This is a genomic window from Amycolatopsis heterodermiae, from assembly GCF_034929455.1.
GTDB classification, from domain to species: Bacteria; Actinomycetota; Actinomycetes; order Mycobacteriales; family Pseudonocardiaceae; genus Amycolatopsis; species Amycolatopsis heterodermiae.
This window is the reverse complement of sequence record NZ_JAYFSI010000001.1, coordinates 1,711,868-1,737,609: the sequence shown is the minus strand read 5'-3', so window position 1 is coordinate 1,737,609 and position 25,742 is coordinate 1,711,868. Positions and strand designations below refer to the sequence as shown.

General features: G+C 70.3%; 22 protein-coding genes. 7 read left to right on the top strand and 15 right to left on the bottom strand.

The window, feature by feature from the left end; genetic code table 11:
- Window positions 1-149 precede the first annotated feature (149 nt).
- On the top strand, window positions 150-1,181 hold the full coding sequence (gene fbaA, locus VA596_RS08525) for a class II fructose-bisphosphate aldolase (protein WP_323324776.1): 1,032 nt from the start codon (window positions 150-152) through the stop codon (window positions 1,179-1,181).
- A gap of 65 nt (window positions 1,182-1,246) precedes the next feature.
- Here the strand turns inward: fbaA and VA596_RS08520 are convergent, their stop codons facing one another.
- Both VA596_RS08520 and VA596_RS08515 read right to left on the bottom strand, forming a co-directional pair.
- Entirely contained in the window at window positions 1,247-1,387 is a 141-nt protein-coding gene (locus tag VA596_RS08520; RefSeq protein ID WP_323324774.1) for a hypothetical protein, read from the bottom strand.
- A gap of 22 nt (window positions 1,388-1,409) precedes the next feature.
- Entirely contained in the window at window positions 1,410-2,585 is a 1,176-nt protein-coding gene (locus VA596_RS08515) for a hypothetical protein (protein WP_323324772.1), read from the bottom strand.
- Window positions 2,586-2,881: 296 nt separating this feature from the next.
- Here VA596_RS08515 and VA596_RS08510 point away from each other — a divergent pair, with 296 nt between their 5' ends.
- Both VA596_RS08510 and VA596_RS08505 read left to right on the top strand, forming a co-directional pair.
- Window positions 2,882-3,292 carry a DUF3151 domain-containing protein gene (locus VA596_RS08510; protein WP_323324770.1) on the top strand — a complete coding sequence of 137 codons (411 nt, stop codon included), beginning with the start codon at window positions 2,882-2,884 and terminating at the stop codon, window positions 3,290-3,292.
- A 72-nt stretch (window positions 3,293-3,364) separates the two neighbouring features.
- A complete protein-coding gene (locus VA596_RS08505) occupies window positions 3,365-4,009 on the top strand; it encodes a TetR/AcrR family transcriptional regulator (protein WP_323324768.1) in 645 nt (214 codons plus the stop codon).
- Between the two features lie 12 nt (window positions 4,010-4,021).
- Here the strand turns inward: VA596_RS08505 and VA596_RS08500 are convergent, their stop codons facing one another.
- From VA596_RS08500 to VA596_RS08490, 3 genes are all read right to left on the bottom strand, one after another.
- Complete coding sequence (locus VA596_RS08500) at window positions 4,022-5,188, bottom strand: GGDEF domain-containing protein (RefSeq protein WP_323325725.1); 1,167 nt, start codon at window positions 5,186-5,188, stop codon at window positions 4,022-4,024.
- A gap of 318 nt (window positions 5,189-5,506) precedes the next feature.
- Complete coding sequence (locus VA596_RS08495; protein ID WP_323324766.1) at window positions 5,507-6,766, bottom strand: MFS transporter; 1,260 nt, start codon at window positions 6,764-6,766, stop codon at window positions 5,507-5,509.
- 317 nt (window positions 6,767-7,083) lie between these two features.
- A complete protein-coding gene (locus tag VA596_RS08490) occupies window positions 7,084-8,229 on the bottom strand; it encodes an LLM class flavin-dependent oxidoreductase (protein ID WP_323324764.1) in 1,146 nt (381 codons plus the stop codon).
- 170 nt (window positions 8,230-8,399) lie between these two features.
- Here VA596_RS08490 and VA596_RS08485 point away from each other — a divergent pair, with 170 nt between their 5' ends.
- Window positions 8,400-10,292 carry an FAD/NAD(P)-binding protein gene (locus tag VA596_RS08485; RefSeq protein ID WP_323324763.1) on the top strand — a complete coding sequence of 631 codons (1,893 nt, stop codon included), beginning with the start codon at window positions 8,400-8,402 and terminating at the stop codon, window positions 10,290-10,292.
- On the opposite strand, the gene VA596_RS08480 is transcribed toward VA596_RS08485, so the two are convergent.
- From VA596_RS08480 to VA596_RS08450, 7 genes are all read right to left on the bottom strand, one after another.
- Complete coding sequence (locus VA596_RS08480; protein ID WP_323324762.1) at window positions 10,276-11,382, bottom strand: glycosyltransferase; 1,107 nt, start codon at window positions 11,380-11,382, stop codon at window positions 10,276-10,278. The genes VA596_RS08485 and VA596_RS08480 overlap by 17 nt on opposite strands.
- Window positions 11,383-11,422: 40 nt before the next feature.
- Complete coding sequence (locus tag VA596_RS08475) at window positions 11,423-12,970, bottom strand: ABC transporter ATP-binding protein (RefSeq protein ID WP_323324761.1); 1,548 nt, start codon at window positions 12,968-12,970, stop codon at window positions 11,423-11,425.
- Window positions 12,967-13,794, bottom strand: coding sequence for an ABC transporter permease (locus VA596_RS08470; protein ID WP_323324760.1), 828 nt, complete (start codon window positions 13,792-13,794; stop codon window positions 12,967-12,969). Before VA596_RS08470 ends, VA596_RS08475 begins: the two co-directional genes overlap by 4 nt.
- Complete coding sequence (locus VA596_RS08465) at window positions 13,787-14,743, bottom strand: ABC transporter permease (protein ID WP_323325723.1); 957 nt, start codon at window positions 14,741-14,743, stop codon at window positions 13,787-13,789. The genes VA596_RS08470 and VA596_RS08465 overlap by 8 nt, the downstream gene beginning before the upstream one ends.
- A complete protein-coding gene (locus VA596_RS08460) occupies window positions 14,740-16,347 on the bottom strand; it encodes an ABC transporter substrate-binding protein (RefSeq protein WP_323324759.1) in 1,608 nt (535 codons plus the stop codon). The genes VA596_RS08465 and VA596_RS08460 overlap by 4 nt, the downstream gene beginning before the upstream one ends.
- Window positions 16,348-16,481: 134 nt before the next feature.
- On the bottom strand, window positions 16,482-17,120 hold the full coding sequence (locus tag VA596_RS08455; RefSeq protein WP_323324758.1) for an HNH endonuclease family protein: 639 nt from the start codon (window positions 17,118-17,120) through the stop codon (window positions 16,482-16,484).
- 140 nt (window positions 17,121-17,260) lie between these two features.
- Window positions 17,261-17,905, bottom strand: a complete 645-nt coding sequence (locus tag VA596_RS08450; protein ID WP_323325721.1) for a hypothetical protein — start codon at window positions 17,903-17,905, stop codon at window positions 17,261-17,263.
- Between the two features lie 113 nt (window positions 17,906-18,018).
- On the opposite strand from VA596_RS08450, the gene VA596_RS08445 reads away from it, so the two are divergent.
- Window positions 18,019-19,305: an adenylosuccinate synthase gene (locus VA596_RS08445; protein ID WP_323324757.1), complete on the top strand. Its 1,287-nt coding sequence runs from the start codon at window positions 18,019-18,021 to the stop codon at window positions 19,303-19,305.
- Here the strand turns inward: VA596_RS08445 and VA596_RS08440 are convergent.
- Complete coding sequence (locus tag VA596_RS08440; RefSeq protein ID WP_323324756.1) at window positions 19,302-19,799, bottom strand: OsmC family protein; 498 nt, start codon at window positions 19,797-19,799, stop codon at window positions 19,302-19,304. The genes VA596_RS08445 and VA596_RS08440 overlap by 4 nt on opposite strands.
- 400 nt (window positions 19,800-20,199) lie before the next feature.
- Here VA596_RS08440 and VA596_RS08435 point away from each other — a divergent pair, with 400 nt between their 5' ends.
- Window positions 20,200-21,102 (top strand): TIGR03564 family F420-dependent LLM class oxidoreductase, encoded by a 903-nt coding sequence (locus VA596_RS08435; protein ID WP_323324755.1) that lies wholly within the window; start codon window positions 20,200-20,202, stop codon window positions 21,100-21,102.
- On the opposite strand, the gene VA596_RS08430 is transcribed toward VA596_RS08435, so the two are convergent.
- Window positions 21,083-22,717 (bottom strand): cation:proton antiporter, encoded by a 1,635-nt coding sequence (locus VA596_RS08430; protein WP_323324754.1) that lies wholly within the window; start codon window positions 22,715-22,717, stop codon window positions 21,083-21,085. The two genes, VA596_RS08435 and VA596_RS08430, sit on opposite strands and share 20 nt — an antisense overlap.
- Before the next feature lie 150 nt (window positions 22,718-22,867).
- On the opposite strand from VA596_RS08430, the gene VA596_RS08425 reads away from it, so the two are divergent.
- Complete coding sequence (locus tag VA596_RS08425; protein ID WP_323324753.1) at window positions 22,868-24,097, top strand: MFS transporter; 1,230 nt, start codon at window positions 22,868-22,870, stop codon at window positions 24,095-24,097.
- A 65-nt stretch (window positions 24,098-24,162) separates the two neighbouring features.
- On the opposite strand, the gene VA596_RS08420 is transcribed toward VA596_RS08425, so the two are convergent.
- Complete coding sequence (locus tag VA596_RS08420; protein WP_323324752.1) at window positions 24,163-25,701, bottom strand: amino acid permease; 1,539 nt, start codon at window positions 25,699-25,701, stop codon at window positions 24,163-24,165.
- Window positions 25,702-25,742 lie beyond the last annotated feature (41 nt).

The following is a 25,742-nucleotide window of genomic DNA, read 5'->3' as shown; positions in this document are numbered from 1 at the left end:
GCCGGTGCGCCGGCGGCCGGACGCACGCCTTCTGAACCGATTCCACGTGCGGGAAAGTTTCCCGTGGTTTCGGAGCGGGGACCGGTGTGCGGCGGCGGTACACCTCGTACGATGCGGTCGGGACCCATCCCTGCCAAGGAGGAATACCGATGCCCATCGCGACCCCCGAGGTCTACGCGGAGATGCTCGACCGGGCGAAGGCGGACCAGTTCGCCTACCCGGCCATCAACGTGACCTCGTCCGAGACCGTGAACGCCGCCATCCGCGGGTTCGCCGAGGCGGAGAGCGACGGGATCATCCAGTTCTCCACCGGCGGCGCCGAGTTCGCGTCCGGCCAGAAGGTCAAGGACATGGTCGTCGGCGCGACCGCGCTCGCCGAGTTCGCCAATGTTGTTGCGGCGAAATACGACGTCAACGTCGCGCTGCACACCGACCACTGCCCGAAGGACAAGCTGGACGGCTTCGTCCGCCCGCTGATCGAGATCTCGGCCGAGCGCGTCAAGAACGGCCAGAACCCGCTGTTCCAGTCCCACATGTGGGACGGCTCGGCGATCGACCTCGACGAGAACCTGGAGATCGCCGCCGAGCTGCTGGCGAAGACCGCCGCGGCGAAGATCGTCCTCGAGGTCGAGATCGGCGTCGTTGGCGGCGAAGAGGACGGCGTCGAAGCCGAGATCAACGAGAAGCTGTACACCGCCGAAGGCGACTTCCTGAAGACGATCGACGCCCTCGGCGCCGGCGAGAAGGGCCGCTACCTGCTGGCGGCGACCTTCGGCAACGTCCACGGCGTCTACAAGCCGGGCAACGTGAAGCTGCGCCCGGACGTGCTGAAGGGCGGCCAGGAAGCGGCGGCGAAGAAGCTCGGCCTCGACGCCGGCGCGAAGCCGTTCGAGCTGGTCTTCCACGGCGGCTCGGGCTCCCTCCCGGAGGAGATCCGCGAGGCGGTGACGTACGGCGTGGTGAAGATGAACGTCGACACGGACACGCAGTACGCGTTCACCCGCCCGATCGTCGACCACTTCTTCAAGAACTACGACGGCGTCCTGAAGATCGACGGCGAGGTCGGCAACAAGAAGGTCTACGACCCGCGCTCGTACTTGAAGGCCGCGGAGGCCGGCATGGCCCAGCGCGTGGTCGAGGCCTGCCAGGCCCTCGGCTCGGCGGGCACGAAGGTCAAGTAGCCCGTTCGAAGGCGGCACAGCCCCTGAAGGCCACCACGAGGCATCCCCATCCCTCGCGGTGGCCTTCAGCGCATCCGGGGTCGGAACGCCGGCGGCGTGGGCGGCACAAGGTCTTCCGTCGTCAGCCGGCGGTGGTGTGGCAGTGGCAGCAGCTCGGCGATCGCGGCGAAATCTTCGTCCAGCTCCCGATGGCTGATGATCTTCACGAGCCAAGTGTGCCTTGCGGTGTCAGGCCGCCACCCGTCGAGCGGTCCACCGCCGCGTGACCGGCCCAGCCGTCGCCCACAGCACGAACACCGCCACCAGGGCCACCCCCGCCGTCCAGTACGCCACCGGGGGTGCCGACTCCGTGTGCGCGTCACCCAGGACCCACGGCCGGAACTGCGACTGCGCCCACAGCGCGCCGTACCCGAACGCCGTCACCAGCAGCGCCCCCGCGCCGGCCCGGACCACGCCGTGGCCCATCGTGAAGGCCAGGTCCACCGCCAAGCCCACGAAGAGCAGGTAGAACGGGATCGTCGAGACCGGGAAGCCCAGGCCCAGCAGCAGCGGCCACATCACCGCGCGGTACGCGATGTACGCGAGCGCCACGAAGGACGCCGACCAGCGGCGGCCCAGGGTGTGGCGGGCCAGGGCCAGGATCAGCGCCATCACGCCGATGCCCCACAGCGGGTAGACCCACTCCGGGATCGGCATCGTGAAGTGCAGGATCGCCGTCCGGTCGACCGGGTGGCCGATCTGGTTGGCCGCGAACGAGAGCAGCGACGGCTCCGCCTCCGGCGCGCCGCGCTCCCAGGCGCGCAGGCCGAGGATGCCGTACTCCTGCTGGCCGTTCGGGAAGAACGTGTTCTCCAGGAAGAACGCCCACAGCGCGAGCAGCACGCCGGTGCGGAAGCGGCCCGGCGGCGACAGCCGCAGCCAGCCCAGCAGCACGCCCGCCTGCATGATGCCCGTGCCCAGGTAGAGCATCATGTGCGACGGGCTCCACGCGGTCAGGTCGAGGCCGTTGACGCGGTGGTTGATGACGTCCAGCGGGGCCGCGACCAGGAACGTCAGCAGGCCGATCTGCATCAGCCGCAGCGACGTCTTGTCGGCGCCGAGTCCGGTGTAGCTGTGGATCGCCACCAGCACGACGATGATCACGGTGCCGACGGTGTTGATCAGGTGCGGCGGCGCCAGGTCGTCGCGCAGCCACATGAAGTGCCACGACATGTCCCACGACGAACCGACCAGCTTGAACGCGAACGCCGCCAGCCACATCCCGTAGCAGAACCGGAGCACCCAGTCCGGTGTCGGCTGCCCGGGTGCGCCGCGGTGCCAGTGCCGCGAGAAGAACAGCCGCGTCTTGCCGATGGGGCTGCGCGGGATCACGTCCGCTACCGGGACGTCCACTGCCTTGGCCATGCGGACATCATGGCCGGTCATGGTCACGAGCGGGCCAAGACCGTGGCAAACGACGCCAAAATCGGGGTTCCCCCGACCTTCTTCCCCACCACCACCCTCAACGGAGGCGCTTCGCGCCAGGGTTCACCCCTACGGGTGGACGATTTGCTTTCGCCCAGCGCCGGTTGGCAAGGTGTGCCGCCATGATGCCGAAACGAGTTGTGGCCGCTGTCCTGATCGGCGCTCTGGTGCTGGCCGGCGGCGGGGTTCTGGCGGGCCTGTTCTTCTAGCCGGCGGGCGTGGGCAGAATGGGCGGCATGACGCACAACCTGCTCGGCCCCGAGCCGACGCTGCTGCCCGAGCACACCGCCGCCCAGGCCGCGCTCGACGCCGGGAACGACCCGGCGACCGTCGCGGCCGAACACCCCGACTACAGCGAGGCGTGGGCTTCGCTGGCCGAGAAGGCCTTCGAATCGGGTGAAACCGTCGCCGCCTACGCCTACGCGCGCACCGGCTACCACCGCGGGCTCGACCAGCTGCGCCGCGCGGGCTGGAAGGGCTTCGGGCCGGTGCCGTGGTCGCACCGCCCGAACCAGGGGTTCCTGCGCGCCCTCGCCGTGCTCGGCAAGGCCGCGGGCAAGATCGGCGAGACCGAGGAGTACGACCGCTGCCGGACGTTCCTCTCGGACTCCGACCCGGCCGCCGCGGAAGCCACCGGCCTGAAGTGACCCACCGGTCGTGGGTGGCGATCCGCGATCGCCACCCACGACCGGGCCGTAGAACCAGTGAGGCAGGTCACCATGTCCACCCCCGCGCCGCGCGGGCGGCCGCGGAAGCTCCCCGTCGGGGAGCAACGCGCCCGCGTGCTGCGGGCGACGGCGAAGGTCGTCGCGCAGCACGGGATGCAGGGCGCGACGATCGAGCAGATCGCGCGCGAAGCCGGCGTCTCGCGCCAAGCCGTCTACGAGCAGTTCGGCGACCGGACGGCGCTGTTCGCCGAGGTCGTGGCCGAGGTCGAGGGGCGGGCCTTCGCGGCCATCGCGAAGGCGTCGGTGGCCGACCCGCAGGCGGGGCTCCGGGAATGGGCACGGGCCAGCTACGCCGGCATGGTCACGTTCGTCGCCGAGAGCCCGGAGGCCTACGGCGTGCTCCGGGCCGCGGAACGCGCGGGCGACCCCGCTCTCACCCGGCTGCGGGAGCGACTGGCCGTCGTCTACGCCGAAGCCAGCGCCAAGCGGTGGGCCGCGCACGGCATCGACTCCGGACGCGCCGACCGGGCGCTCGTCACGCTCTTCTTCGCGATGACCGAATCACTGGTCCAGGCGACCTGGGACGGCGAACCGCCACCCCAGGACGCCCTGATCGACCTGCTGACCGAGTTCACCGTCGGGGGTGTCGCCCGCCTCCAGACGAAGGCGAGCGACGTCATCGAACGGCTGCGCTGAGCCCCCAAGCGGTTAAGCCACGGCCATTTCGAGGTCCGGCGACCCGATCACCCGGTTTCGCCCGCCGTGCTTGGCCGCGTAGACGGCCGCGTCGGCGGACGCCATCACCGCCTCGATCGACGCCCCGTCGAGCGGGTACGCGGCGACGCCGATGGACGCCGTCTGCCTTCGGATGTCCACCGCCTCGCCCTCGTTGGTGGTGGTGCTGATGATCAGCTCGCTGACCCGTTGCCTGATGCGTTCCGCGGTCACGATCGCGTCCGCTTTGGACGTCGAAGGCAACAGCGCGACGAACTCCTCGCCACCGAACCGGCCGACCAGGTCGTGCGCCCTGGTCTCCTGCTTGACCACGGCCGCGACCGCCTTGAGCACGTCGTCCCCCGCGAGGTGCCCGTAGGTGTCGTTGATCCGCTTGAAGTGGTCGAGGTCGATCATCATGGCGCCGAAGCTGCCGTTCTCACGCTCCGCGCGGGAGATCTCGCGCTCGGCGCCGTCCTGCCAGGTGGTCGCGTTGAGCAGCTGCGTCTTCTGGTCGGTGGTCGCGAGCTCCTCGAGCCGCTTGATCAGCACCGACCGCTGCAGCACGTACAGCGGCAGGATGACGAGCACCGAGAGCAGCGGCTCTTCGTTGAGCACCATCACCAGCAGCGCGCCGACGCACAGGGTGGACAGTTCCAGCAGGTTGTCGTCCATGGTGCCGAGGCACGACACGGGGGTCGCGCTCTCGGGGTCGGCGAGGTAGAGGCCGAGGCCGGTGAGCGCGGTGTTGACCGCGAAGAAGGCGAGCCCGGCCAGCGTCACGGTCGCGACACCGCTGCCGAGGGTCATGTGACCTACAACACCCCCGGCGAAGGCCGACAAGATCATCGTCGTCGCGTTCGCGGCCACGCGGTGAAATTCACCCGGACGGGTGCCAGACCAACTACGGAACGCGAGGTACACGTAGAGGACGACCCCGAGTGCGGCGACCAGCTGAGCCGGAAGCAGCAGTCCGGCGGGCAGCAGCCACACCGAAGTCATCGAGATGTACGGCCCCCGGCTGAGGATGCGGCGCTGCCGCTCCAGCCGCCTGCTGACCTCCGTCTGCGCCACGGCCAGGCCTGTGAGCAGCGCAAACGTGCCCAGTTGAGCGAGTGTGACCGGAACGGTCAACAGTGAAACGGCCGTCCACGTGAGCATGACCGTGATGGCGGTCAGCGTGGCGATGATCCAGTCGCGGGGGCGGGTCCACAGTGCCCAGCCCCTCACGCGAGAAATCAAGTCTTGGCCGCCCTGTTCCCCCGATGTGACCATTTTTCCCCCAGCCCCTTGCGCAGATCTACGGTGACAAAGTACTTACAGACAGTTTCAGACCGTTTGCCTGCTGTCCACAAGGGCAATCGGTGTGTACTTTTTCTTTGACACCGGAACGAGAGGTGGCCAGCGATGCGCGGCAAAGAACAGTGACCGCACAGCGCACCGCAAGGTCGCGCAGGTCGAGCCCACGCGCGGGGCATGTCATGCATGTTCTGCGCGTGCGGCTTCTTTGTCGTTCCCTCGTCTCGGCTCGCCCGACCGGGCCCGGGCCCACAGCGCCGCCAGCGGCAGGGTGAGCACGACCCCGACGATGCCGAAGATCCCGACGGTGCCGTGCGGGGTCAGCTGATCCGCGAGCACGCCGCCGATCAGCGGGCTGACGCCCATCATCGTGGTCAGCCCGGTGTTGGACAGGCCCATCACCTGCGCCCGCTGCTCGTCGGGCACGGCCAGCGTCAGTGACGCGGTCGCCTGCAGCAGGCAGACGGTGCCGAAGCCGCCGGAGACGATGAACAGCACGATCGACGAGACCGGCCCGGGGTTCAGGAAGCACAGCACGAGCGGGACGGCGCACAGCGCCGACAGCGGCCCGATCAGCTTCGGCCGCAGCCGCGCGGGCACCCAGCGCGTGTAGACGAAGGTCGCGATGACGCTGCCGATCGGGTCGGCCGCGAGCAGCAGGCCGATCGCCGAGGGGCCACCGCCCGACGCCGCCACGTACGGCGCCGCGATGCCCTCGTAGACCGGCAGGAGCCCCATCAGCCAGGTGAACAGCACCAGGGTGCGCAGCGACGAGTTCGCGAACGCCGTCCGGCCACCGCCGCCGAGCGTCGCGAAGAAGGACTTGCGCTGCTCGCCGGTCGCCGCGGCCGGCCGGGCGCGGACGCCGAAGCGGATGAACAGCGCGGAGAGCACGAACGTGGCCGCGTCGATGATCAGCGCGATGTGCGGGTCGAGCGCGATCAGCAGCGCGCCGCCGCCGGCGAACCCGAGCAGCTGGGCGCTCTGCACGGTCATGCTGCGGATGCCCATCCCGACGACGAACCGGTCGCCTTCGAGCACCTGCGGCAGCAGGGCCAGCTGGGACGCCTTGAACGGCGGGTTGATCATGGAGACGCCGCCGACCAGCACGCACATCAGCCAGAACGGCATGCCGGGCAGGGCGACGAGCAGGATCAGCCCGGCCCGCAGCAGGTCGACGAGCACCATCACGGAGCGGCGGGGGAAGCGGTCGGCGAAGCCGGTGAGGAAGATGCCGCCGAACAGGGACGGCGCGTAGGTCAGGGCGTACGTCAGGCCGGTCAGCGTGGCCGAGTTGGTGCCGGTGAACACCAGGATGGACAGTGCGACTCTCGCCAGCTGGTCGCCCGCGATCGACAGCAGTTCCCCGAACCAGAGCGCACGGAACTCGGCGATTCCGAACACCTCGCGGAACGTGATCCGGTCCGGCGGTGCTGCCATACGTCTTCTCCCGACCTCTTGTTCACACCGCGTCCTTCGCATGACCGACGGTGACGAGAGGACCAGCCAGTCATGAGGGAGTCACGGTATGTGTGTTACCTCCGATAGTGTCCCGTGACTGTTGGTGAATCTCTAGGTTCTTTCGCCGGTATCGAAGGTGTCACGGAGCTTTCCCGAACGTGTCAGACGATAGCCCGCCGTGTTTGACCGATCGCTCAGGAGTCACCAATGGATCATTCCGTACCCGTTGGCCCAGGACCAGAGGCAAAAGTAGCCACCTCGCGCGGGGCGAGGTGGCTACCGGGAGAAGCAGAAGATCAGCCGTCGACGGCCAGGGCGTCCTCGGCGGGCGCGCGGGTGGTCCCGGCGGCCCGCGCCGCGTCCCGCTTGGCGACCTCTTCGCGGACGATCGGGATGACGTACCGGCCGAAGTCGATCGTGTCGCCGAGCATGTCGTAACCCCGGGCCGAGAGGATCTCGACGCCGAGGTCGTAGTAGTCCAGCAGGGCCTGCGCGACCGTCTCCGGCGTGCCGACCAGCGCGTTCGAGTTGCCTGCGCCGCCCGTCGCGGCGGCCGTCGGCGTCCACAAAGCGCGGTCGAAGCGTTCACCCTGGGCCGCGACCGCCAGCAGCCGCTGGGAGCCGGTGTTCTCCGGCTCGGTCAGCTTGTGGCGGCGGGTCAGCGGCTGGCCGCCCTTGGTGCGGTCCTTGATCGCGCCGACCGTGCGGTGGGCCTTCTCCCAGGCCAGCTCCTCCGTGGGGGCGATGATCGGCCGGAACGCGACCTGGATCCGCGGCACGTCGGTGCGGCCGGCGGCCAGCGCGGCCGCCTTGACCGACTCGATCTGCTCGGCGGTCTGGGCCAGCGGCTCGCCCCAGAGGCAGAAGATGTCGGCCTCGGCGCCCCCGGCGGCGTACGCGGCGGGTGACGAGCCGCCGAACGAGACACCCGGCCGCGGCTGCTGCACCGGCTTGACGTCGCTGACGTAGTCGGCGAAGCGGTAGTACTCACCCTCGAAGTCGAACGGCTCGTCCGACGTCCAGGCCTTCTTGATGATCTGGATGGCCTCGCGGGTGCGCCCGTAGCGCTGGTCCTTCGTCAGGTAGTCGCCCTCGCGCTGCTGCTCGTGGTCGTTGCCGCCGGTGATGAAGTGCACTGTGAGCCGGCCGTCGGAAATCTGGTCGAGCGTGGCGAACGTCTTCGCGGCGAACGTCGGGTACGAGACGTTCGCCCGGTGCGCGAGCAGGATCTGCAGCTTGTCGAGCTTCGTCGCGACGTACGCGGCGGCCTGCGCGGGATCCGGCGAGCCCGAGCCGTACGCGAACAGCACGCGGTCCCAGCCGAAGTCCTCGTGCGCGCGGGCCAGGCGCAGTGTGTACTCCTTGTCGAACACCCCGCCCGAGCGGGCGTGCGTCTCCGACCCGTCGTGCGTGCCCCCGATGCCCAGGAACTCCACCGGCATGACGTCCACCTTCTCTCGCGTCGCTACCTCCCACGGCTACGCCTGGGCGCACCCGCGCGGCAACGGCGTCCGCAGGGTGGAACAGCGCGGGGCTTCCGGTCGTACGCACGCGGAATTCCGGAGTGTGGGAAGGACGTCCGGGCCTCCGGCTCCGGCGTAGCTTCGAACGCGTGGCCGATCCAGCGCCGTTCACACTCGCCGTCGTGGGCGCCGGACCCCGCGGGGTCGGCGTCCTCGAACGGCTCGGCGCGAACGCCGCCGAGCTGCTCGGCGGCCGGCGCCTCGACGTCCACCTGATCGACCCGTTCCCGCCGGGGCCGGGCCGGGTGTGGCGCTACGACCAGTCGCCGTTGCTGCGGATGAACTCCATGCCCGAGGACGTCACGATGTTCACCGACGACTCGGTGAAGATGGCGGGCCCGATCCTGCCGGGGCCGTCGCTGCTGGAGTGGGCGAAGAAGGTGCGTGACGGCTCGCTCGAGGCCGAGGTGCCGCCGGACGTCGTGACCGAGCTGACCGCGCTGGACGCCTTCCACTTCCCGACGCGGCGGCTGCAGAGCGCGTACCTGACCTGGGTGTACCGGAAGATCCTCGGTGACCTGCCCGAGGGCATCACCGTCGTCGAACACGCGGCGCGGGCGGTGGACGTCGACGGCTCGCTCGTCCGGCTGTCGGACGGTACGGAGCTGACCGCGGACGCCGTCGTGTTCACGGTCGGGCACCTCGACGCGGAACCGGACGAGTGGGAGCGTGAGCTGGCGTCGTTCGCCGGGCGGCACGGGCTGGCCTACTACCCGGCCGGCTACACCGCCGACGTCGACTACTCCGGCGTCGAACCGGGGGAAACCGTGCTGGTGCGCGGGTTCGGGCTGGCGTTCGTCGACCTGATGCTGCTGCTGACCGAAGGCCGCGGCGGCCGCTTCGAGGAGCTGGACGGCGGCGGCCTGCGCTACCACCCGAGCGGCCACGAGCCGGTGCTGCACGTCGGCTCGCGACGCGGGGTGCCCTACCACGCGAAGATCGGCTACCGGCTGTGCGGGAAACCGTTGCGGCTGCCCAGGTTCTTCGACGCCTACGCCATCGACGAACTGGCCGGGACGCCGGGCGCGCTCGACTTCCGCGCCGACGTCTGGCCGCGGATCGCCAAGGAGCTGGCCTGGGGCTACTACAGCGAGCTGTTCACCGGCCACCCGGACCGGGTGCGGCTGGACTTCGCCGTGTTCGCCGACGCCTTCGCCGACCTGGCCTGGGGTTCGCCGGGGATGCGGGACCTCGTCGAGCGGGCCGTGCCCGCCGAGGAGGACCGCCTCGACCTCGACGCGCTGGACCGGCCGATGGCGGGCCGCGAGTTCGGCACGCCGGAGGAGTTCGGCAAGGAGCTGCGCGAATACATCGAAGGTGACCTGGCGCGCCGCGCCGACCAGACGTTCAGCGCCGACCTCGGCGCGTTCATGGCGCTGCTTTCGGTGTACGGGCAGATGCCGGCGCTGGTCCAAAAGCGACGGTTGAACGCTGCCTCTCAAGTGTCCGATATGGACGGCTGGTTCCACGGGTTCTTCTCCTACTACGCCAGCGGTCCGCCGCCGCGCCGGCTGGAGGAGCTGCTCGCGCTGCACGAGGCCGGGGTGGTTTCGTTCGCGGGCGCGGAAATGCGCGTGACGGCCGACGCCGCGCGCGGCGTTTTCGTGGCGTCCGGCGCCAGCTACCCGGGTGAGATCGCAGCACGCACGCTGATCGAGGCGCGCCTGCCGGGCCCCAGCGTCACGCGGGCGGCGGACGGCCTGCTGCGGCAGCTGCGGGACACGGGCCAGCTCGCCGAGGAGACGGTGGCGGACCCGGAAACCGGCGTTCTCCTGCCGTCGGGCCGGATCCACACCCGCGTCTCGGACTCCCGACTGCTCGACGGCACCGGCACCCCGCACACGCACCGCTTCGCGGTGGGCCCGCACACGAGCGCCCGCTCGGCGGCGGCCTTCACCCGGCCACGCACGAACGCGTCGTCGTTCCGCCAGAACGACGCGGTGGCGCGGGAGATCCTGGCGCTGGTCAGCCCGCCCAGCTGACGAGCTCTTCGAGCACCTGCTCCGGCGCAGGCATCGCGGCGATCTCCCTTGCGACGCCTTCGGCGACCTCGCGCGGCTTCGGGTCGTCCAGCAGCTCGCGGGCCGACGTCTCGATCGCGTCCATCCGGATGGCCTCGCCCACCAGGGACTTCGCCGCGCCCAGCGCCGTCAGCGTCTCCGCGTTGACGAACTGGTCGGCGCCCTGGGGCAGCACCAGCTGCGGCAGGCCGGCGGCCAGCGAAGCGAGCACGGTGCCGGTGCCACCGTGGTGCACCACCAGGCCCGCGTGCTTCAGCACCGTGGCCTGCGGCACGAACCCGGCCGCCCGCACCCGGGGCGGCAGCTCGCCCAGCAGCGCGGGATCGCCGGGGCCGAGCGCCACCAGGACGTCGACCGGCAGGCGGGCCAGCGCGTGCAGCGCGCCGCGCAGGACCTGCGTCGCGCCGAAGACGACCGTGCCGAGGGTCAGGTAGACGAAGCCATCGGCTGGGAGGGGCGGCAGCGGGACGTCGGGGTCGAACGGCGTCGGGCGCATCCGGAACACCTTCGGCACGGCGGCGGTGCCCGGGTCGCGGACGCTGTCGGGCCAGACGTCGACGCACGCGTCGCCGAACATGGCGTCCGCGGGCAGCGTGCCCCAGAGCGGCGCCAGCCGTTCGGCGGCGAGGGCCAGCAGCTCCGGCGGCATCGACCGGCCGATCACGACGGAGACGGCGGGGACGCCCGCGCGCCGGGCCGCGACCCCGGCGCCGACGTCACTCTGCTCGTAGACCACCAGGTCCGGCCGCAGCTCCGTGAGCAGCGGCGTCAGGTCGTCAAGGAGCGCCAACGGCAGCAGCTCGGCGAACATCGTGATACCGACCTCGGCGAAACCGGCGTCCTCACCGTGGCGCCGCTTGGCCTCGGCTTCGGCGTCACCGATGGAGATCCCGGCCCGGCGGGCCTCGAACCCGAGATCACGTACGGTCTCGAGGAATTTCTCCCCGGTGCCGAACACGACGTCGTGCCCCGCCGCTTTCGCCGCGTTCGCCAGCGGGAGCAGGGGAAAGAGGTGGCCGTACGCCGGGCGGCACGAGAAGAGGATTCGCACCCACCCGAGCGTACTGGTCGGCCCGGCACGACCGGGCGGCTCAGACCTCCTGGACCGAACGGCCGGGGATCGCGGCCAGCAGTTCCTTCGTGTACTCCGCCTGCGGCTCGTGCAGCACCCGCGACGCCGGGCCCAGCTCGACCAGCGCGCCCGCCCGCAGCACGCCGACCTGGTCCGCGAGCTGCCGGACCACCGCCAGGTCGTGCGAGATGAACAGGTACGACAGCCCCAGCTCCGACTGCAGTTCCGCCAGCAGCTGCAGGATCTGCGCCTGCACCGAGACGTCCAGCGCCGACACCGGCTCGTCGCACACCACCAGGTCCGGCCGCAGCGCCAACGCGCGCGCGATCGCCACCCGCTGCCGCTGGCCGCCCGACAGCTCCGCCGGCTTCCGCCGGGCCATCGACGCGGGCAGCGCCACCTGTTCCAGCAGCTCCGGGACCCGCGTGCGCGGCAGCCCGAACGCCCGCAGCGGCTCCGCGACGACGTCCTCGATCGAGAACTTCGGGTTCAGCGACGCGTACGGGTTCTGGTAGACGATCTGCATCCGCCGCCGCAGCCTGCGCAGTTCGTTGCCGGACAACGCGGTGATGTCCTGGCCGTCGAACTCCACCGAACCCGCCGAGGGCGTTTCCAGCCGGAGCACCATGCGGGCCGTCGTCGACTTGCCCGAGCCCGACTCGCCCACCAGCGCCAGCGTCTGGCCGCGCGGGATGTCGAACGAGATCCCGTCGACCGCGCGGATGCCGCCGTCGAACGTCTTCGCGAGGTCCCGGACGGAAACCAGCGGCTCGGCGGGCGGCGCGGGCGGTCGGGTGGCGCTCGTCATGCTCGGTGCCGCCGCCAACAGCTGCTGCGTGTACGGGTGCGTCGGCGCGCTGACGACCGAGGAACCCTCTTCGACGACCGAACCCTGCGAGAGCACCACGATCCGCGACGCCCGGTCGGCCGCGACGCCGAGGTCGTGCGTGATCAGCAGGATCGCCGTTCCCGTTTCCAGAGCCAGCGACGTCAGGTGGTCGAGGATCCGGCGCTGCACCGTGACGTCGAGAGCGCTGGTCGGCTCGTCCGCGATGATCAGCTTCGGCCGTCCGGCCAGCGCCGACGCGATCAGCACGCGCTGCCGCAGCCCGCCCGACAGCTGGTGCGGGTACTGCTTCGCCCGCAGCTCCGGTTGCGGCACGCCCGCGCGTTCGAGCAGCTCGATGGCCTGCAGCGCGGCACCACGCCGGTCCGCGAGGCCGTGGATCTTCAGCACCTCCGCGACCTGGTCGCCGACCCGGTGCACCGGGTTCAGCGACACCGCGGGGTCCTGCGGCACCAGCGCGATCTCGCGCCCGCGCACCCCGCGCCACTGCTTGTCCGACAGGGAAAGCAGGTCCCGGCCGTCGAAGGTGATCGAGCCGCCGTCGACGCGGCCGCCGCGGGGCAGCAGGCCGATCGCCGCGTGCGCCGTGGTCGACTTGCCCGAGCCGGATTCCCCGACGACGGCGACCACCTCACCCGCGGCGACGTCCAGGCCGACGTCACGGACCGCCGGGACCTTCCGGTACGACACCGCGAGCCGGGAGATGCGCAGCAGGGTCATCGTTCGCCTCCGTCGAAAGCGCGGGACAGCCGGTTCGCGGACAGGACCACCGCCGCGACCGTCAATCCCGGGAACGTCGTCATCCACCAGGCCGTGGCCAGGAAACTGCGGCCGCCGGCGACCAGCGAGCCCCACTCCGGCGTCGGCGGGGTCGCGCCGAACCCGAGGAAGCTCAGCGCCGACACCTCGAGCACGGCCGTGCCGAGGGTGAGCGTCGCCAGCGCGAGCACCGGGCCCGCCGCGTTCGGCAGGACGTGCCGCAGCAGCACGCCGGACCAGCGCACTCCGCTGGCTCGCGCGGCTTCGACGAACACGCCGCTTCGCACGCGAAGCACCTCCGCGCGCATGACCCGCGCGAAGGACGCGAGGTTCGCGATGCCGACGGCGATCGCGACGTTCGTCGTGCCGAAGCCCAGCGCCGTGACCAGGGCCAGCGACAGCAGGATCGGCGGGATGGCCAGGAAGACGTCGACGATCCGCATGATCACGGTGTCCGCCCAGCCGCCGCGGAACCCGGCGAGCAGGCCCAGTGCCGAGCCCGCGATCAACGCCGTCAGCACGGCGATCGCGGTGGCGCGCAGCGAGAGCGACGCGCCGTGGATCACCCGCGCGTAGACGTCGCGGCCGGTCTCGTCGGTGCCGAACAGGTGGTGCAGCGACGGCCCCTGCAGCCGCTCGGCCGGGACGCCGGTGATCGGGTCGTAGCCGGTCAGCAGCCCGGGGACGAAGGCGGCGAGCAGCACGAACGCCAGCACCACGACGGCGATCACGAGCCCGGGCGGCACTTTCACGTGAAAGTGCCGCTTGGTGGCGAGGTCAACCACGGGCCACCGCCTCGGGGGTACGCGCGATCCGCGGATCGAGCAGCGGGTAGAGCAGGTCGACGATCAGGTTGAGCACCACGAACACCAGCGCGGCCAGCACGATCACCGCTTGCACCACCGGGACGTCCTGGGCGGTGACGGCGGCCGCGGTGACCCGGCCGACACCGTCGCGCGAGAACACCGTCTCGGTGATCACCGAACCGGCCACCAGGTTGCCCGCCACCACACCGGCGACGGTCAGCGTCGGCACGGCGGCGTTGCGCAGCAGGTGTCCGAAGTGGACGCGCCAGCGGCTCGCGCCCTTGGCCGCGGCGATCTCGGCGTACGGCTGCTCCTGCTGCGTGGCCAGGCTCTTCGCCAGCACCTGGCCGATGATCGCGCCGGTCGGCAGGGCGAGCGTGATCGCGGGCAGGATCAGCGCCGCGAAGCCCTGCGTGCCCAGCGCGGGCAGCAGCCGCAGCCGGAACGAGAAGAACTGGATCAGCAGCAGCCCGACCCAGAACGGCGGCAGCGAGATGGCCAGCGACGGCAGGGACAGCAGCGCTTGGCGCAGCCAGCGGAACCGGGTGAACGTCCCGAGGAACGCCGAGCCGCCGCCGAACACCACCGCGAACACCAGCGCCAGGCTCGTCACCGCGAGCGTCGGCGGCAACGCCGTGACGACCATGTGCGTGGCGTCGTCACCGGTCGCGACACTGCGGCCGAAGTCGCCGTGCAGCGCCGAGACCAGCCGTTTCAGGTACTGGACCGGCAGCGGCGAGTCCAGGCCGTACTCCGCGCGGGCCGCGGCGAGCTGCTCCGGCGTCGTCGACGACCCGGCCTCCCCGCCGGCGAGCTTCGCCGAAACGGCGTCCCCCGGCAGCAGGTAGAGGATCAGGAACGACAGCGTGAACGCCGCCCACAGCACGAAGACCGCTTGCGCGACCCGGCGGAGCAGGTAGTTCCTCACGACAGCCACGCGTCGAACAGCTGCAGCCGTGACGACGCCTCGAAGTCGACGGCGTGCGCCTTGGCGCTCTGCGCGACGACCTGGGTCAGCTCGAACACCGGGATCGCGTAGGCGTGGTCGACGATCAGCTTCTGCGCCTCGTCGGCGGCCGGCTCGCGCTTGGCTTTGTCCACAGTGGACGACTGGGCGTCCAGGGCGACGTCGAGCGGGTTGCCCGGCGTGAGCCGGCTGCGGTTGCCGGACTTCGTGGAGAACTGGCCGCGCAGGATGTCCGGGTCGGCGCGGGTCACGTTGTACCAGAGGAAGTCGTAGTTCCCGGCGAGCTGGATCTGGGTGGTCTCGGCGTTGGTGTGCTGCTCGATCTTGAGGTCGAAGCCGATCTTGCGCAGCTGCTGCTGGATCAGCTCCAGCACGCTGCGGTTCTGGTTGAACACCGGCGAGAACACGACGGCCGCACTCAGTTTTTGGCCGTTCTTGGTGCGGATGCCGTCGGGCCCGGGCACCCAGCCGTCGCCGTCCAGCAGCGCCGCGGCGCCGTTGCGGTCGAAGGCGAGCTGGGCGGACAGGTCGCTGTGCAACGGCGTCGCCGAGCCCAGGATGCTGGTGGCCGCCTTGTAGCTGGGCGTCAGCACGGTGTTCACGACCTCGGTGCGGTCGACGCCCTTGAGCACGGCCTGGCGCACCTTCTCGTCGGTGAGCACGCCGCGGGTGGTGTTCGCGTGCAGGTTGAACACGACGCCGGGGTTCGGCCGGATGTTCTCGGTGAAGCCGTTGCTCGTGAACTGCGGCTCGTCGACCGGCTGGACGTCGGTGATCGCGTCGAGCTGGCCGGAGGCGAGGCTGCCGGTGCGGACGCCGGGCTCCGGCACGATCTTGTAGTCGATCTTGTCGAGGTAGGCCTCACCCTGGTGCTTGAACAGCGACGAGCCCCAGGTGTAGCCCTTGCGCTTGGCCAGCACGATCTCCTGGTTCTGCTTCAGGCTCTCGAAGACGAACGGCCCGGAGCCGAGCAGGCCGTTGCCCTGGCAACGCTGTTCCGGCGTCCTCTGGAACGCGGCGGGCGCCAGGACGCCGAGCGAAACCGTCGAGCTGGCCTGCAGGAACTGGGCGCTGGGCGCGGAGAACTCGAGGCGCGCCGTCTGCGGATCGACGACCGTCGTGCTCTTGTAGGCCGCGAGGTAGCCGAAGCCGAGCTGGGCCTTCGTGCCGAGGGCCTTGATGCCGTCGAAGCTGGCCTTGACCGCGGCGGCGTCGACGGGCGAGCCGTCGGAGAAGGTCGCGCCGGCGCGCAGGCGGAAGGTGAACGCCGTCGAATCGGCGTTGCTCTCCCACTTCTCGGCCAGCCACGGCTTGATCTCACCGGTCTTCGGGTCCTGGTCGGTCAGCGAGTCGACCAGCTGGCGCGCGACGTTGATGGACGCGTTCGTGGCGGTCTGCTGCGGGTCGATGCAGTCGGGCGCGGACGAGATGCCGAGCCGGAGCGTGCCGCCGGGTTTCGGCGGACCGGAGGCGGCCTGTTCGGTGCCGGCGGCGGCGCACGCGGTCAGCAGCAGGGGCAGGGTGAGCAGGGCCGCGGCGTTGCGGGCACGGGAGAGTGGGGACACCGGACGGCCTCCAGCGGGAGTGGTTGCGTCTTCGATGAGCGACGCTAACCACGCGCTGAAGGCCGTCCCACAGAGCGAACCGCGGTCCCATTCCCTGGCACCGCAACGAATGCCCCTTGACTAAGCGCCCGCGATCAGCAGCGGCCGAGCATGTCCGTCAGGGCGGACTTCTCCGCGGTGTTGATCGTCAGCGAGAACTTGGTCTTCACCGCGACCCACATCTTCGCGTAGGTGCACCAATAGCTGGTGAGCGGCGGCTTCCACTGGTCGGGCGACTTGTCGCCCTTCTCCTGGTTGACGTTGTCCGTCACGGCGATCAGCTGCGGGTCGGTCAGGTCGTTCGCGTACGCCTGGCGCTGGGCCGTCGTCCACGACGACGCGCCGGTGCGCCACGCGTCGGCCAGCGGCACCACGTGGTCGATGTCCACATCGGACGCGGCGGTCCAGGTCTCGCCGTCGTACGGGCTGAACCAGCTGCCGGACGTCGCGGTGCAGCTCGAGTTGGTCTGCACGTTCGTGCCGTCGCGCTTGAGCACGACCTCACGGGTGTCGCAGTTGCTGCCCTGCTGGATCCAGTGCGGGAACTTGTCGCGGCTGTAGCCGGTCTGGGACCCGTCGGCCTTGACGGTCAGGGACGCCAGCTCGGACTTCGCCGTCGTGGTCGACGGGATGCCCGGCGGGGTGGCCTCGGCGACGCTGACCAGCGTCCCGGAGAAGACCGCGGCCGCGGCGAGGACAGTCAAGGAATGACGAACAGCACGCCTGGTTGGCATATTGCTGCCTCCATGTCAGGTGTGGGGACAGCTAACCCTGATACACCTGTGTGGCGAGTGCAACACGTATAGGTGACATGTTGCTGCCCGTTTCCGAACACAGCGTGTCCGGTTCCGCACTTCTGAGTGAAACTCGCAGGTCAGACCGCACCACGGACGAGCCGCAGATCCTCCGTGTGCCGGTACCAGGTCCACTTGTTCACCGCGCGTTCGTGCACGACGTCGTCGCTCACAGGGCGCGTCGGGATGCAGCCGATCTGGAACGCGCGCGAGTACAGCGTCGTCGGGCGCTTGAAGACGGTCCCCTTCACCACGCGCACGGCCATCCCGGGCCCGCCCGGGTCCGGCGTCACCTCGATCGACGCGGCCGCCCCGCGCAGCGCGACCTGCTCGTCGCAGTAGGCGACCCCGCGCACCATCCGCAGCAGCCCGCGCCCGACGAGTACGCCGCCGACGTCGTCGCGGATCAGCGGCACCGGGTCGACCTCGCCGCGCAGGGCCAGCGCGACCGCCTTCAGCGGGTTGAGCGGCAGCCCCCAGAGCGCGGCGACCGACGACTCCGGCGACGACGGCACGAACCCGACCGACACGCCGGAGATCGCGTCCTTGCGCACCAGCCGCAGCACTACCGCCGCGAAATCGGCGTCGGTGCCCGACACCACCAGGTGATCGTGTTCGCCCAGCAAGGGGTCGATTTCCGCCTTGCCGGGACGGCTCGGCACGCGGATCGATTCGACGTCATCGACCTCTTCGAAGCCCGCCGCGTCCGCGCCACAGGCCACCACTATTCCGCGCACCCGCGGGTCCTCCGTTACAGTCATGCACCGGCATTTACCAGCGCCACCGGTGTCCGCCCCGGACACTAAACCTCACGTCGTCGAACACCTTGGAGTGTCACATGCCGGCCATCGTGCTCATCGGTGCCCAATGGGGAGACGAAGGCAAGGGCAAGGCCACCGACCTGATGGGTGACCGCGTCCAGTGGGTCGTCCGCTACCAGGGTGGCAACAACGCCGGTCACACGGTCGTCCTGCCGAACGGCGAGAACTTCGCCCTGCACCTCATCCCCTCCGGCATCCTCACCCCCGGCGTGACCAACGTCATCGGCAACGGCGTGGTCGTCGATCCGGGTGTGCTGCTGGAGGAGCTGTCCGGACTGGAAGCGCGGGACGTCGACACGTCCAAGCTGCTGATCTCCGCCGACGCGCACTTGATCATGCCGTACCACGTGGCCATCGACAAGGTCACCGAGCGCTACCTGGGCAGCCGCAAGATCGGCACCACCGGCCGCGGCATCGGCCCGTGCTACCAGGACAAGATCGCCCGCGTCGGCGTCCGCGTGCAGGACCTGCTCGACGAGAAGATCTTCCGCCAGAAGGTCGAAGCCGCGCTGGAGTTCAAGAACCAGGTGCTGGTGAAGGTCTACAACCGCAAGGCGCTGGAGGCCGACCAGGTCGCCGACGAGGTGCTGGCCGCGGGCGAGAAGTTCGCGCACCGCATCGCCGACACGCGCCTGCAGCTCAACCAGGCGCTCGAGCGCGGCGAAACCGTGCTGCTCGAGGGCTCACAGGGCACGCTGCTCGACGTCGACCACGGCACCTACCCGTTCGTGACGTCGTCGAACCCGACGTCCGGCGGCGCGAGCGCCGGTTCGGGCATCGGCCCGGGCCGGATCGGCACGGTGCTCGGCATCCTCAAGGCCTACACCACGCGCGTCGGCTCCGGCCCGTTCCCGACCGAGCTGAACGACGAGTCCGGTGAGTACCTGCGCAAGCAGGGCGGCGAGTTCGGTGTCACCACCGGGCGTTCGCGGCGCACCGGCTGGTTCGACGCGGTGATCGCGCGCTACGCGGTCCGCGTCAACGGCATCACCGACTACTTCCTCACCAAGCTGGACGTGCTGTCCGGGCTGGAGAAGGTGCCGGTGTGCGTGGGGTACGAGGTCGACGGCTTCCGCACGCAGGACATGCCGATGACGCAGACCGACGTGCACCACGCGATCCCCATCTACGAAGAGCACCCGGGCTGGTTCGAGGACATCTCGGCGTGCCGCACGTTCGAGGAGCTGCCCGCGAACGCCCGCGCGTACGTCGAGCGCCTGGAAGAGCTGTCGGGCGCCCGGATCTCGGCAATCGGCGTCGGCCCGGGCCGCGACCAGACGATCGTGCGGCACCAGTTCGTCTAGGTCAGTTTCGTGCTGACCGGCGTCTCGTTGCGGAACAGGTCGAGCACCGGGCAGTGCTCGTCGACCTCGCGCTTGAGGTCTTCGTAGCGCTCCCGGCTCGCCGGCCCTTCGAGCTCGACGGACACCCGGACGTCCCCGAAACCGGGGCGGGTGTTGAGCGAGAAGCCGAAGAAGCCGTGGAGGTCGAGGTCACCGTCGACGGTGACCTTGATCGAGTCGATCGGGATCCCGCGCTTGGCCGCCCAGAACTGGTACGTGATCACCTGGCACGACCCGAGGGCGGCGAGCGCGAACTCGACGGGGTTCGCGGCCTGGTCGGTCCCGCCGAGCGCGGGCGGCTCGTCGACGGTGAACTCGTGGTCCCGCACCTTGACCGCGACTTCGGTCCTGGTGCCGGGCTTCAGGGTGTGGTCCACGCTGAAGGACACGGCGGCGTTGTGCGGGTCGGCGTCGACGGCCTTGCGAGTGCCGTCGATGACGTCGGTCAGCGACATGGGATCTCCTGAGGATGGTGATCGGGATCTCGCCAAGGGTGGGCGATTTCCGAACAGTTCGCCCGACTTCCCACGCGCTGGGAGAACCGGTTCCCGGGATGCGGAAGCGCTTGCCTGCCCGGCTGAGGCGGGGAACATGGCGCGGTGGTGTGCCTTCTCGCGTTCGGGGCTGCGGGTTCGGCTCGCGCGACACGACTTCCGGACCACCACGGCCATTCCGCCGCCGAGACGCACCCCGCCCTTCCCTGGGGGGCCGGTCCCGCCTCCAGCGTATCGGCACCCCGGGCGCGAAAACGGCGCCGACCGAAATCTGTGGACAACCGAACCCGTTGTGGACAACTCCGCCTCCCACGCGCTGGGAAGCCGGAAACCGGTGGCACCACGCGCTAGCGTCGGGATCATGACCATCGGAGTCACGCTTCCCGCCGGCGACACCGCCTCCGCGCCCAACCTCGTCGACGAACTCCTGGACCAGGCGAGACAAGCCGCCGATGCCGGGCTCGGGTCCGTCTGGTTCTCGCAGCTTCCGCTCAGCCAGGACGCCATCACCGTCGCCGCCCTCGCGGGGCGGGAGAATCCCGGGCTCGAGGTCGGCACCTCCGTCGTGCCCATCTACCCGCGGCACCCGCTGGTGGTCGCGAACGCGGCGCAGACCGCGCACGCCGCCACCCACGGGCGGTTCACCCTCGGTGTCGGGCTCGGGTCGAAGGGGTTCCTCGGGCCCGTCTACGGCGTCGAGTACCCGCCGCCGATCAAGCACCTGCGCGAGTACCTGACGGTGCTCAGGAAGGTCTTCGCCGGGGAGGAAGTCGACTTTGCCGGGGAGACCGTCCAGGCGCACGCGCCGGGACTGTCCACTGTGGGCGGTGACGTGCCGATCATCGTCGCGGCCATGGGGCCGCAGGCCCTGCGGGTCACCGGGGAGCTGGCCGACGGAACACTGCCGTTCCTCGCCGGGCCGCGGGCGCTGGCCGAACAGATCGTGCCGCACCTGCCCAGTGGCAAGCGGATCCTCGCCGCCGTGCCCGCGATCGTCACCGACGACCCGGACGCCGTGCGCGCCCTCGCCGTCGAACAGATGGGGTTCTACGCGCAGATCCCGTCGTATCAACGGATCCTGGCCGCGGAAGGCGTCGATCATCCGGCGGACCTGGCGATCATCGGTGACGAGAAGACCGTCCTGGCCGGGCTTCAGCGGTACTACGACGCCGGCGCGACCGACGTCCTCGTGTCGCAGACCGGCATCCGCTCGTCCGAAGAGCGGCGACGGACCTGGGAGGTCATCAGCTCAATCGGTTCGTGAGGGTCGTCGACACCGACAGTTCCTCCAGGTCCAGCTCGCGCAGCATCTTCCCGAGGATCTCGTCGTCGAGCCGGCCGGCGCGGTTCTCCTCGATCATCGCCTTGCGCTGGGTGATCAGCAGCTCGCGCCGGGCCTTGGCGAATTGCGCGTGCGGGCTGCCGGAGCGGTCCTCGCCGGACAGCGTGATCGCCGCCTTCGCGAACCGGTAGCGCGTGTCGACGAGCCGTTCGAGACGCTCGCGCAGCCGCTGGATCTTCTCCGGCGGCAGGTCCAGCTCGGCGAGCCGGTCACGGCTGATTTCGCGCAGCCGCTCGTGCGCCGCCTTCTGCGCGACCTCGCGGGCCGCGAGCTCCTCGGCCTCGTCGTGGGCCGCCTCCTCCGGATCGCCCACCTTCAGCACCCGGATCAGCGGCGGCAGGGTGAGCCCCTGGATGAGCACCGTGCCGATCGCCACCGCGAACGCGAACAGCTGGATCTCCTCCCGGCCCGGCGTGTCGGCCGGGACGCCGGCCGCGGCCGCGAGCGTGACGACGCCGCGCATGCCGGTCCACGAGATCACCGCGATCGTCTGCCAGTCCGGCGCCCGGCGGACCCGCCCGAACAGCCGCAACGTCTTCGGCAGGTACGCGAACAGCGCCACCGCCGGGATCCGCACCAGCATCGTCGCCGCGAGCACGGCCAGCGCCACCAGCGCGAGGGTGCCGTTGTCGCGGGCCGCGTGCGCGGCGCCGTCGAGCACGAACGGCAGCTGCAGGCCCATCAGCGCGAACACCAGCGCCTCCAGCAGGACGTCGATCGACGCCCAGACGGATCTATCCTGCATCCGGGTCGCTGGTGACGCGTAGAGCGATCGGTGGCCGAGGTAGAGCCCCGCGGCGACGACGGCGAGCACGCCCGAGCCGCTGAACTCCTCGCCGAACGGGTGCAGGTGCTCGGCGGTGACGTACGCGCCGAACGGCACGATGATCCCGAACGCCGACTCCAGCAGCGGGTCGTCGAGCAGCCGCCGGATCCCGACGACGAGCGCGCCGATCGCCAGCCCGACCGCGATGCCCAGCACGGTCGCGACGCCGAACACCGCGAAGCCGTGCCCGGCCGAGCCCGCGGTGCCGGCGACGGCCGCGAGCGCGACCTTGTAGAGCGTCAACGCGGCGGCGTCGTTGACCAGGCTTTCGCCGGTCAGCACGCTCATCACCCGCCGCGGCAGCCCCAGCTTGCGCCCGATCGCCACCGCCGTCACCGCGTCCGGGGGCGCCACGACCGCGCCCAGGACGAGCGCCGACGCGAACGGCACGTCCGGCAGCAGCAGGTGCACGACCAGCGCGACGACCACCGCGGTGACGGCCACCAGCACCACGCCCAGCGCGACGATCGGCCGCAGGTTGCGCTTGAAGTGCGTCAACGAGCTTTCGAGCGACGTCGAGTAGAGCAGCGGCGGCAGCACGACGGTGAGGACGAGCTCCGGCTCCAGCTCGAGCCGCGGCACGCCGGGGATCAGCGCGACCCCGAGCGCGACCACCACGACCAGCAGCGGGGCGGACAGGTTGTAGCGCCGCGCGAACGCCGTCAGCGCGAGCGAACCGGCGAGCACGCCCATCAGAACCAGGATCTCCACGCGCGTGATCCTCGCTCAGGTGGCGAGCTTGCGCTCGGCTTCCGGTGAATGGAAGTGACCTGGATTACGCCGTGTCCGATATGCATACTTGTTCGCACTACGCACACTTGTGCGGATCACGTGCACCGACGCACATCCGGAGGTTCCCCCATGTCCCCTGGCACCCGCTCCTGGGTCGTGCCCCTGGCCTGGACCGCCGTTCTGCTCGACGGGTTCGACCTCGTCGTGCTCGGCTCCGTGCTGCCCGTGCTCCTCCGCGACCACGTCTGGGGCCTGACGCCCGGCACGGCGTCGGTCGTCTCGACCGTCGGCTTGGCCGGGATGATGCTGGGCGGTTTGGCGATCGGCACGATCACCGACGTCATCGGCCGCCGGAAGTCCCTGATCATCTCGGTCGCGCTGTTCTCGCTGTGTACGCTCTTGTGCGCCTTTGCGCCCTCGACGTTCATCTTCGGTCTGCTGCGCTTCGTCGCCGGTCTCGGCCTCGGCGGCTGCCTGCCGACGGCCATCACGCTGGTCACGGAGTACGCGCGCCGTGGCAAGGCGGGCAGCGCGACGACCACGGTGATGACCGGCTACCACGTCGGCGCGGTGCTGACGGCGCTGCTGGCCATCGTGCTGATCTCGCCGCTGGGCTGGCGCGCCATGTTCGTCGCCGGGGCGCTCCCGGCCGTGGTGCTGATCCCGCTGATGCTGAAGTTCCTGCCGGAGTCCGAGTCGTTCCAGCGGGTCCGCGAGACCGAGCGCTCGGCCGGGCACGCCGTCGCCGGCCTGTTCCGCGGCGGGCTGCTGCGCGCCACCATCGCGTTCTGGGTGACGTCGTTCATGGGCCTGCTGCTGGTCTACGGCCTGAACACCTGGCTGCCGGAGATCATGCGCCAGGCCGGTTACCCGCTCGGCGCCGCGCTCAGCCTGCTGCTGACGCTGAACCTCGGCGGCATCGTCGGCCTGCTCGTGGCGGGCCGGGTCGCCGACCGCGTCGGCATCCGGCCGTCGGCGATCGTCTGGTTCTGCGCGGGTGCGGTGTTCCTGGCCCTGCTGAGCGTGCGGCTGCCGGCCGTCGGGCTGTACGCGGCGGTGTTCCTGACCGGCTGCTTCGTCTTCAGCGCGCAGGTGCTGGTGTACGCCTACATCGGCCGCATCTACCCGGACGCGATCCGCGCGACCGGCCTCGGCTGGTCCGCCGGCATCGGCCGGATCGGCGCGATCTCCGGCCCGCTGCTGGGCGGCGCGCTGCTGACGGCCGGAATCGCGTACCCGTGGGGCTTCTACGCCTTCGCCGCGGTCGGCGCCCTGGGCGCAACAGCCGTCACGGTGGTCCGCCCCGGCCACAATGCCCGCGTCGAAGAACCCACCCCAGCGCGGGAAGCCACCGCCTGACCAGGAAAGTCCGTGAAGGCCACATTGAGGGACTCAGAGTCCCTCAATGTGGCCTTCACGGACCGTCAGCCGAGTTCCTTGAGTTCCTGTTCCACCGCCGCGAGTTCGGCTTCGGACCCCTGGACCTTGGGGCCCTTGAACCACTTCCGGGCCGAGACCGCCCACCACAGGCCGGCGCCGCCGAGGACCACCAGGAACGCGATCGGCGTGTAGTTGAACGAGTCCACCGTCACCGGCGACGCCTGCGGCAGCATGAACAGCACGAAGATCACGACGACCCAGACCGTCGCGATGATGCCGACCGGCTTGCCCCAGCGCCCGAGGTGCCACGGCCCGCGCTCGAAGTCGTCACCCTGCCGGACCCGCAGGAACACCGGGATCACGTACGCGACGTACAGGCCGACGACGGCGATGGACGTGACCGCGCTGTAGGCCGTGTAGCTCCACAGGTACGGCAGGGCCAGCACGAGCGCGCCGCCCGCGCCGAGCCAGACGGCGTTGGTCGGCGTCTGCGTCCGCTTGTTGATCTTGTGCCAGAACTTCGACCCCGGGATCGCGCCGTCGCGGGCGAACGCGTAGATCATCCGCGAGTTCGCCGTCACCGACGCCATGCCGCAGAACAGCTGGGCGCCGATGCAGATCAGCAGCAGGAACTTGCCGGTGACCGCGCCGGTCGCGTCGATGAAGATCTGCGCGGGCGGGACGCCGGTGGCCGAGCCGACCTCGCCGGCGTAGTCCTGGATCGCGAACGTCAGGCCGATCAGCAGGATCCAGCCCGCGACGAGCGAGACGACGATCGACATCACGATGCCGCGCGGGCCGGCCGTCGCCGCGCTCTTCGTCTCCTCGGTCATGTGCGCCGACGCGTCGTAGCCGGTCAGCGTGTACTGCGCGACCAGCAACCCGAGCGCGAAGACGTAGAACGCCGAGCCCCAGCCCGTCTGGTTCACGAAGCTGCCGAAGACGAACGACGCGTCCTGGTGCTTGGCCGGCACGAAGATCAGCACGCCGACGATCACCAGCACGCCGATGAGGTGCCACCACACGCTGACGTTGTTGAGGATCGCGACGATCCGGACGCCGAAGGTGTTCAGCAGGCCGTGCACAACGAGGATGATCGCGAGCAGCAGGATCGTGTGCCCCGGCGTCGCCGAGAAGCCCCACTGCAGGTCGAGGAACGCGTTGAGGAACAGCGCCGCCCCGAAGTCGATGCCCGCGGTGACGGCGATCTGCCCGACGAGGTTGAACCAGCCGGTGAACCACGACCACGCGGGGCCGTTCTTCCGCGCCAGCCGCGCCGCCCAGTAGTACAGGCCGCCCGCGGTCGGATAGCTGGAGCAGACCTCGGCCATGCCGAGACCGACCAGGATGACGAAGATCCCGACCAGCGGCCAGCCCCAGATCATCGCGGCCGGGCCGCCCGTCTTCATGCCGAAGCCGTAGAGCGTCAGGCAGCCGGACAGGATGGAGATGATGGTGAACGAGACGGCGAAGTTCGAGAACCCCGACATCGTCCGCTTGAGCTCCTGCGCGTAGCCCAGCTGGTGCAGCCGTGCGGAGTCGTCATCGTGGTCGGGGGTGGTCTGCTGGTCGGAGACATCCATCGGGCACCTCTTGAAAGGTATGCGGCCAGACCATTGAATTC

What these genes read in the sequence shown, in the direction of transcription:
- VA596_RS08445 (WP_323324757.1), top strand. Translation starts at nt 18,019, where the DNA reads ATGCCGGCCATCGTGCTCATCGGTGCCCAATGGGGAGACGAAGGCAAG.
- VA596_RS08455 (WP_323324758.1), bottom strand. Translation starts at nt 17,120, where the DNA reads ATGCCAACCAGGCGTGCTGTTCGTCATTCCTTGACTGTCCTCGCCGCG.
- VA596_RS08475 (WP_323324761.1), bottom strand. Translation starts at nt 12,970, where the DNA reads ATGACCCTGCTGCGCATCTCCCGGCTCGCGGTGTCGTACCGGAAGGTC.
- VA596_RS08515 (WP_323324772.1), bottom strand. Translation starts at nt 2,585, where the DNA reads ATGGCCAAGGCAGTGGACGTCCCGGTAGCGGACGTGATCCCGCGCAGC.
- VA596_RS08495 (WP_323324766.1), bottom strand. Translation starts at nt 6,766, where the DNA reads ATGGCAGCACCGCCGGACCGGATCACGTTCCGCGAGGTGTTCGGAATC.
- VA596_RS08500 (WP_323325725.1), bottom strand. Translation starts at nt 5,188, where the DNA reads ATGCTCACGTGGACGGCCGTTTCACTGTTGACCGTTCCGGTCACACTC.
- VA596_RS08490 (WP_323324764.1), bottom strand. Translation starts at nt 8,229, where the DNA reads ATGCCGGTGGAGTTCCTGGGCATCGGGGGCACGCACGACGGGTCGGAG.
- VA596_RS08440 (WP_323324756.1), bottom strand. Translation starts at nt 19,799, where the DNA reads ATGTCGCTGACCGACGTCATCGACGGCACTCGCAAGGCCGTCGACGCC.
- VA596_RS08505 (WP_323324768.1), top strand. Translation starts at nt 3,365, where the DNA reads ATGTCCACCCCCGCGCCGCGCGGGCGGCCGCGGAAGCTCCCCGTCGGG.
- VA596_RS08435 (WP_323324755.1), top strand. Translation starts at nt 20,200, where the DNA reads ATGACCATCGGAGTCACGCTTCCCGCCGGCGACACCGCCTCCGCGCCC.
- fbaA (WP_323324776.1), top strand. Translation starts at nt 150, where the DNA reads ATGCCCATCGCGACCCCCGAGGTCTACGCGGAGATGCTCGACCGGGCG.
- VA596_RS08420 (WP_323324752.1), bottom strand. Translation starts at nt 25,701, where the DNA reads ATGGATGTCTCCGACCAGCAGACCACCCCCGACCACGATGACGACTCC.
- VA596_RS08510 (WP_323324770.1), top strand. Translation starts at nt 2,882, where the DNA reads ATGACGCACAACCTGCTCGGCCCCGAGCCGACGCTGCTGCCCGAGCAC.
- VA596_RS08425 (WP_323324753.1), top strand. Translation starts at nt 22,868, where the DNA reads ATGTCCCCTGGCACCCGCTCCTGGGTCGTGCCCCTGGCCTGGACCGCC.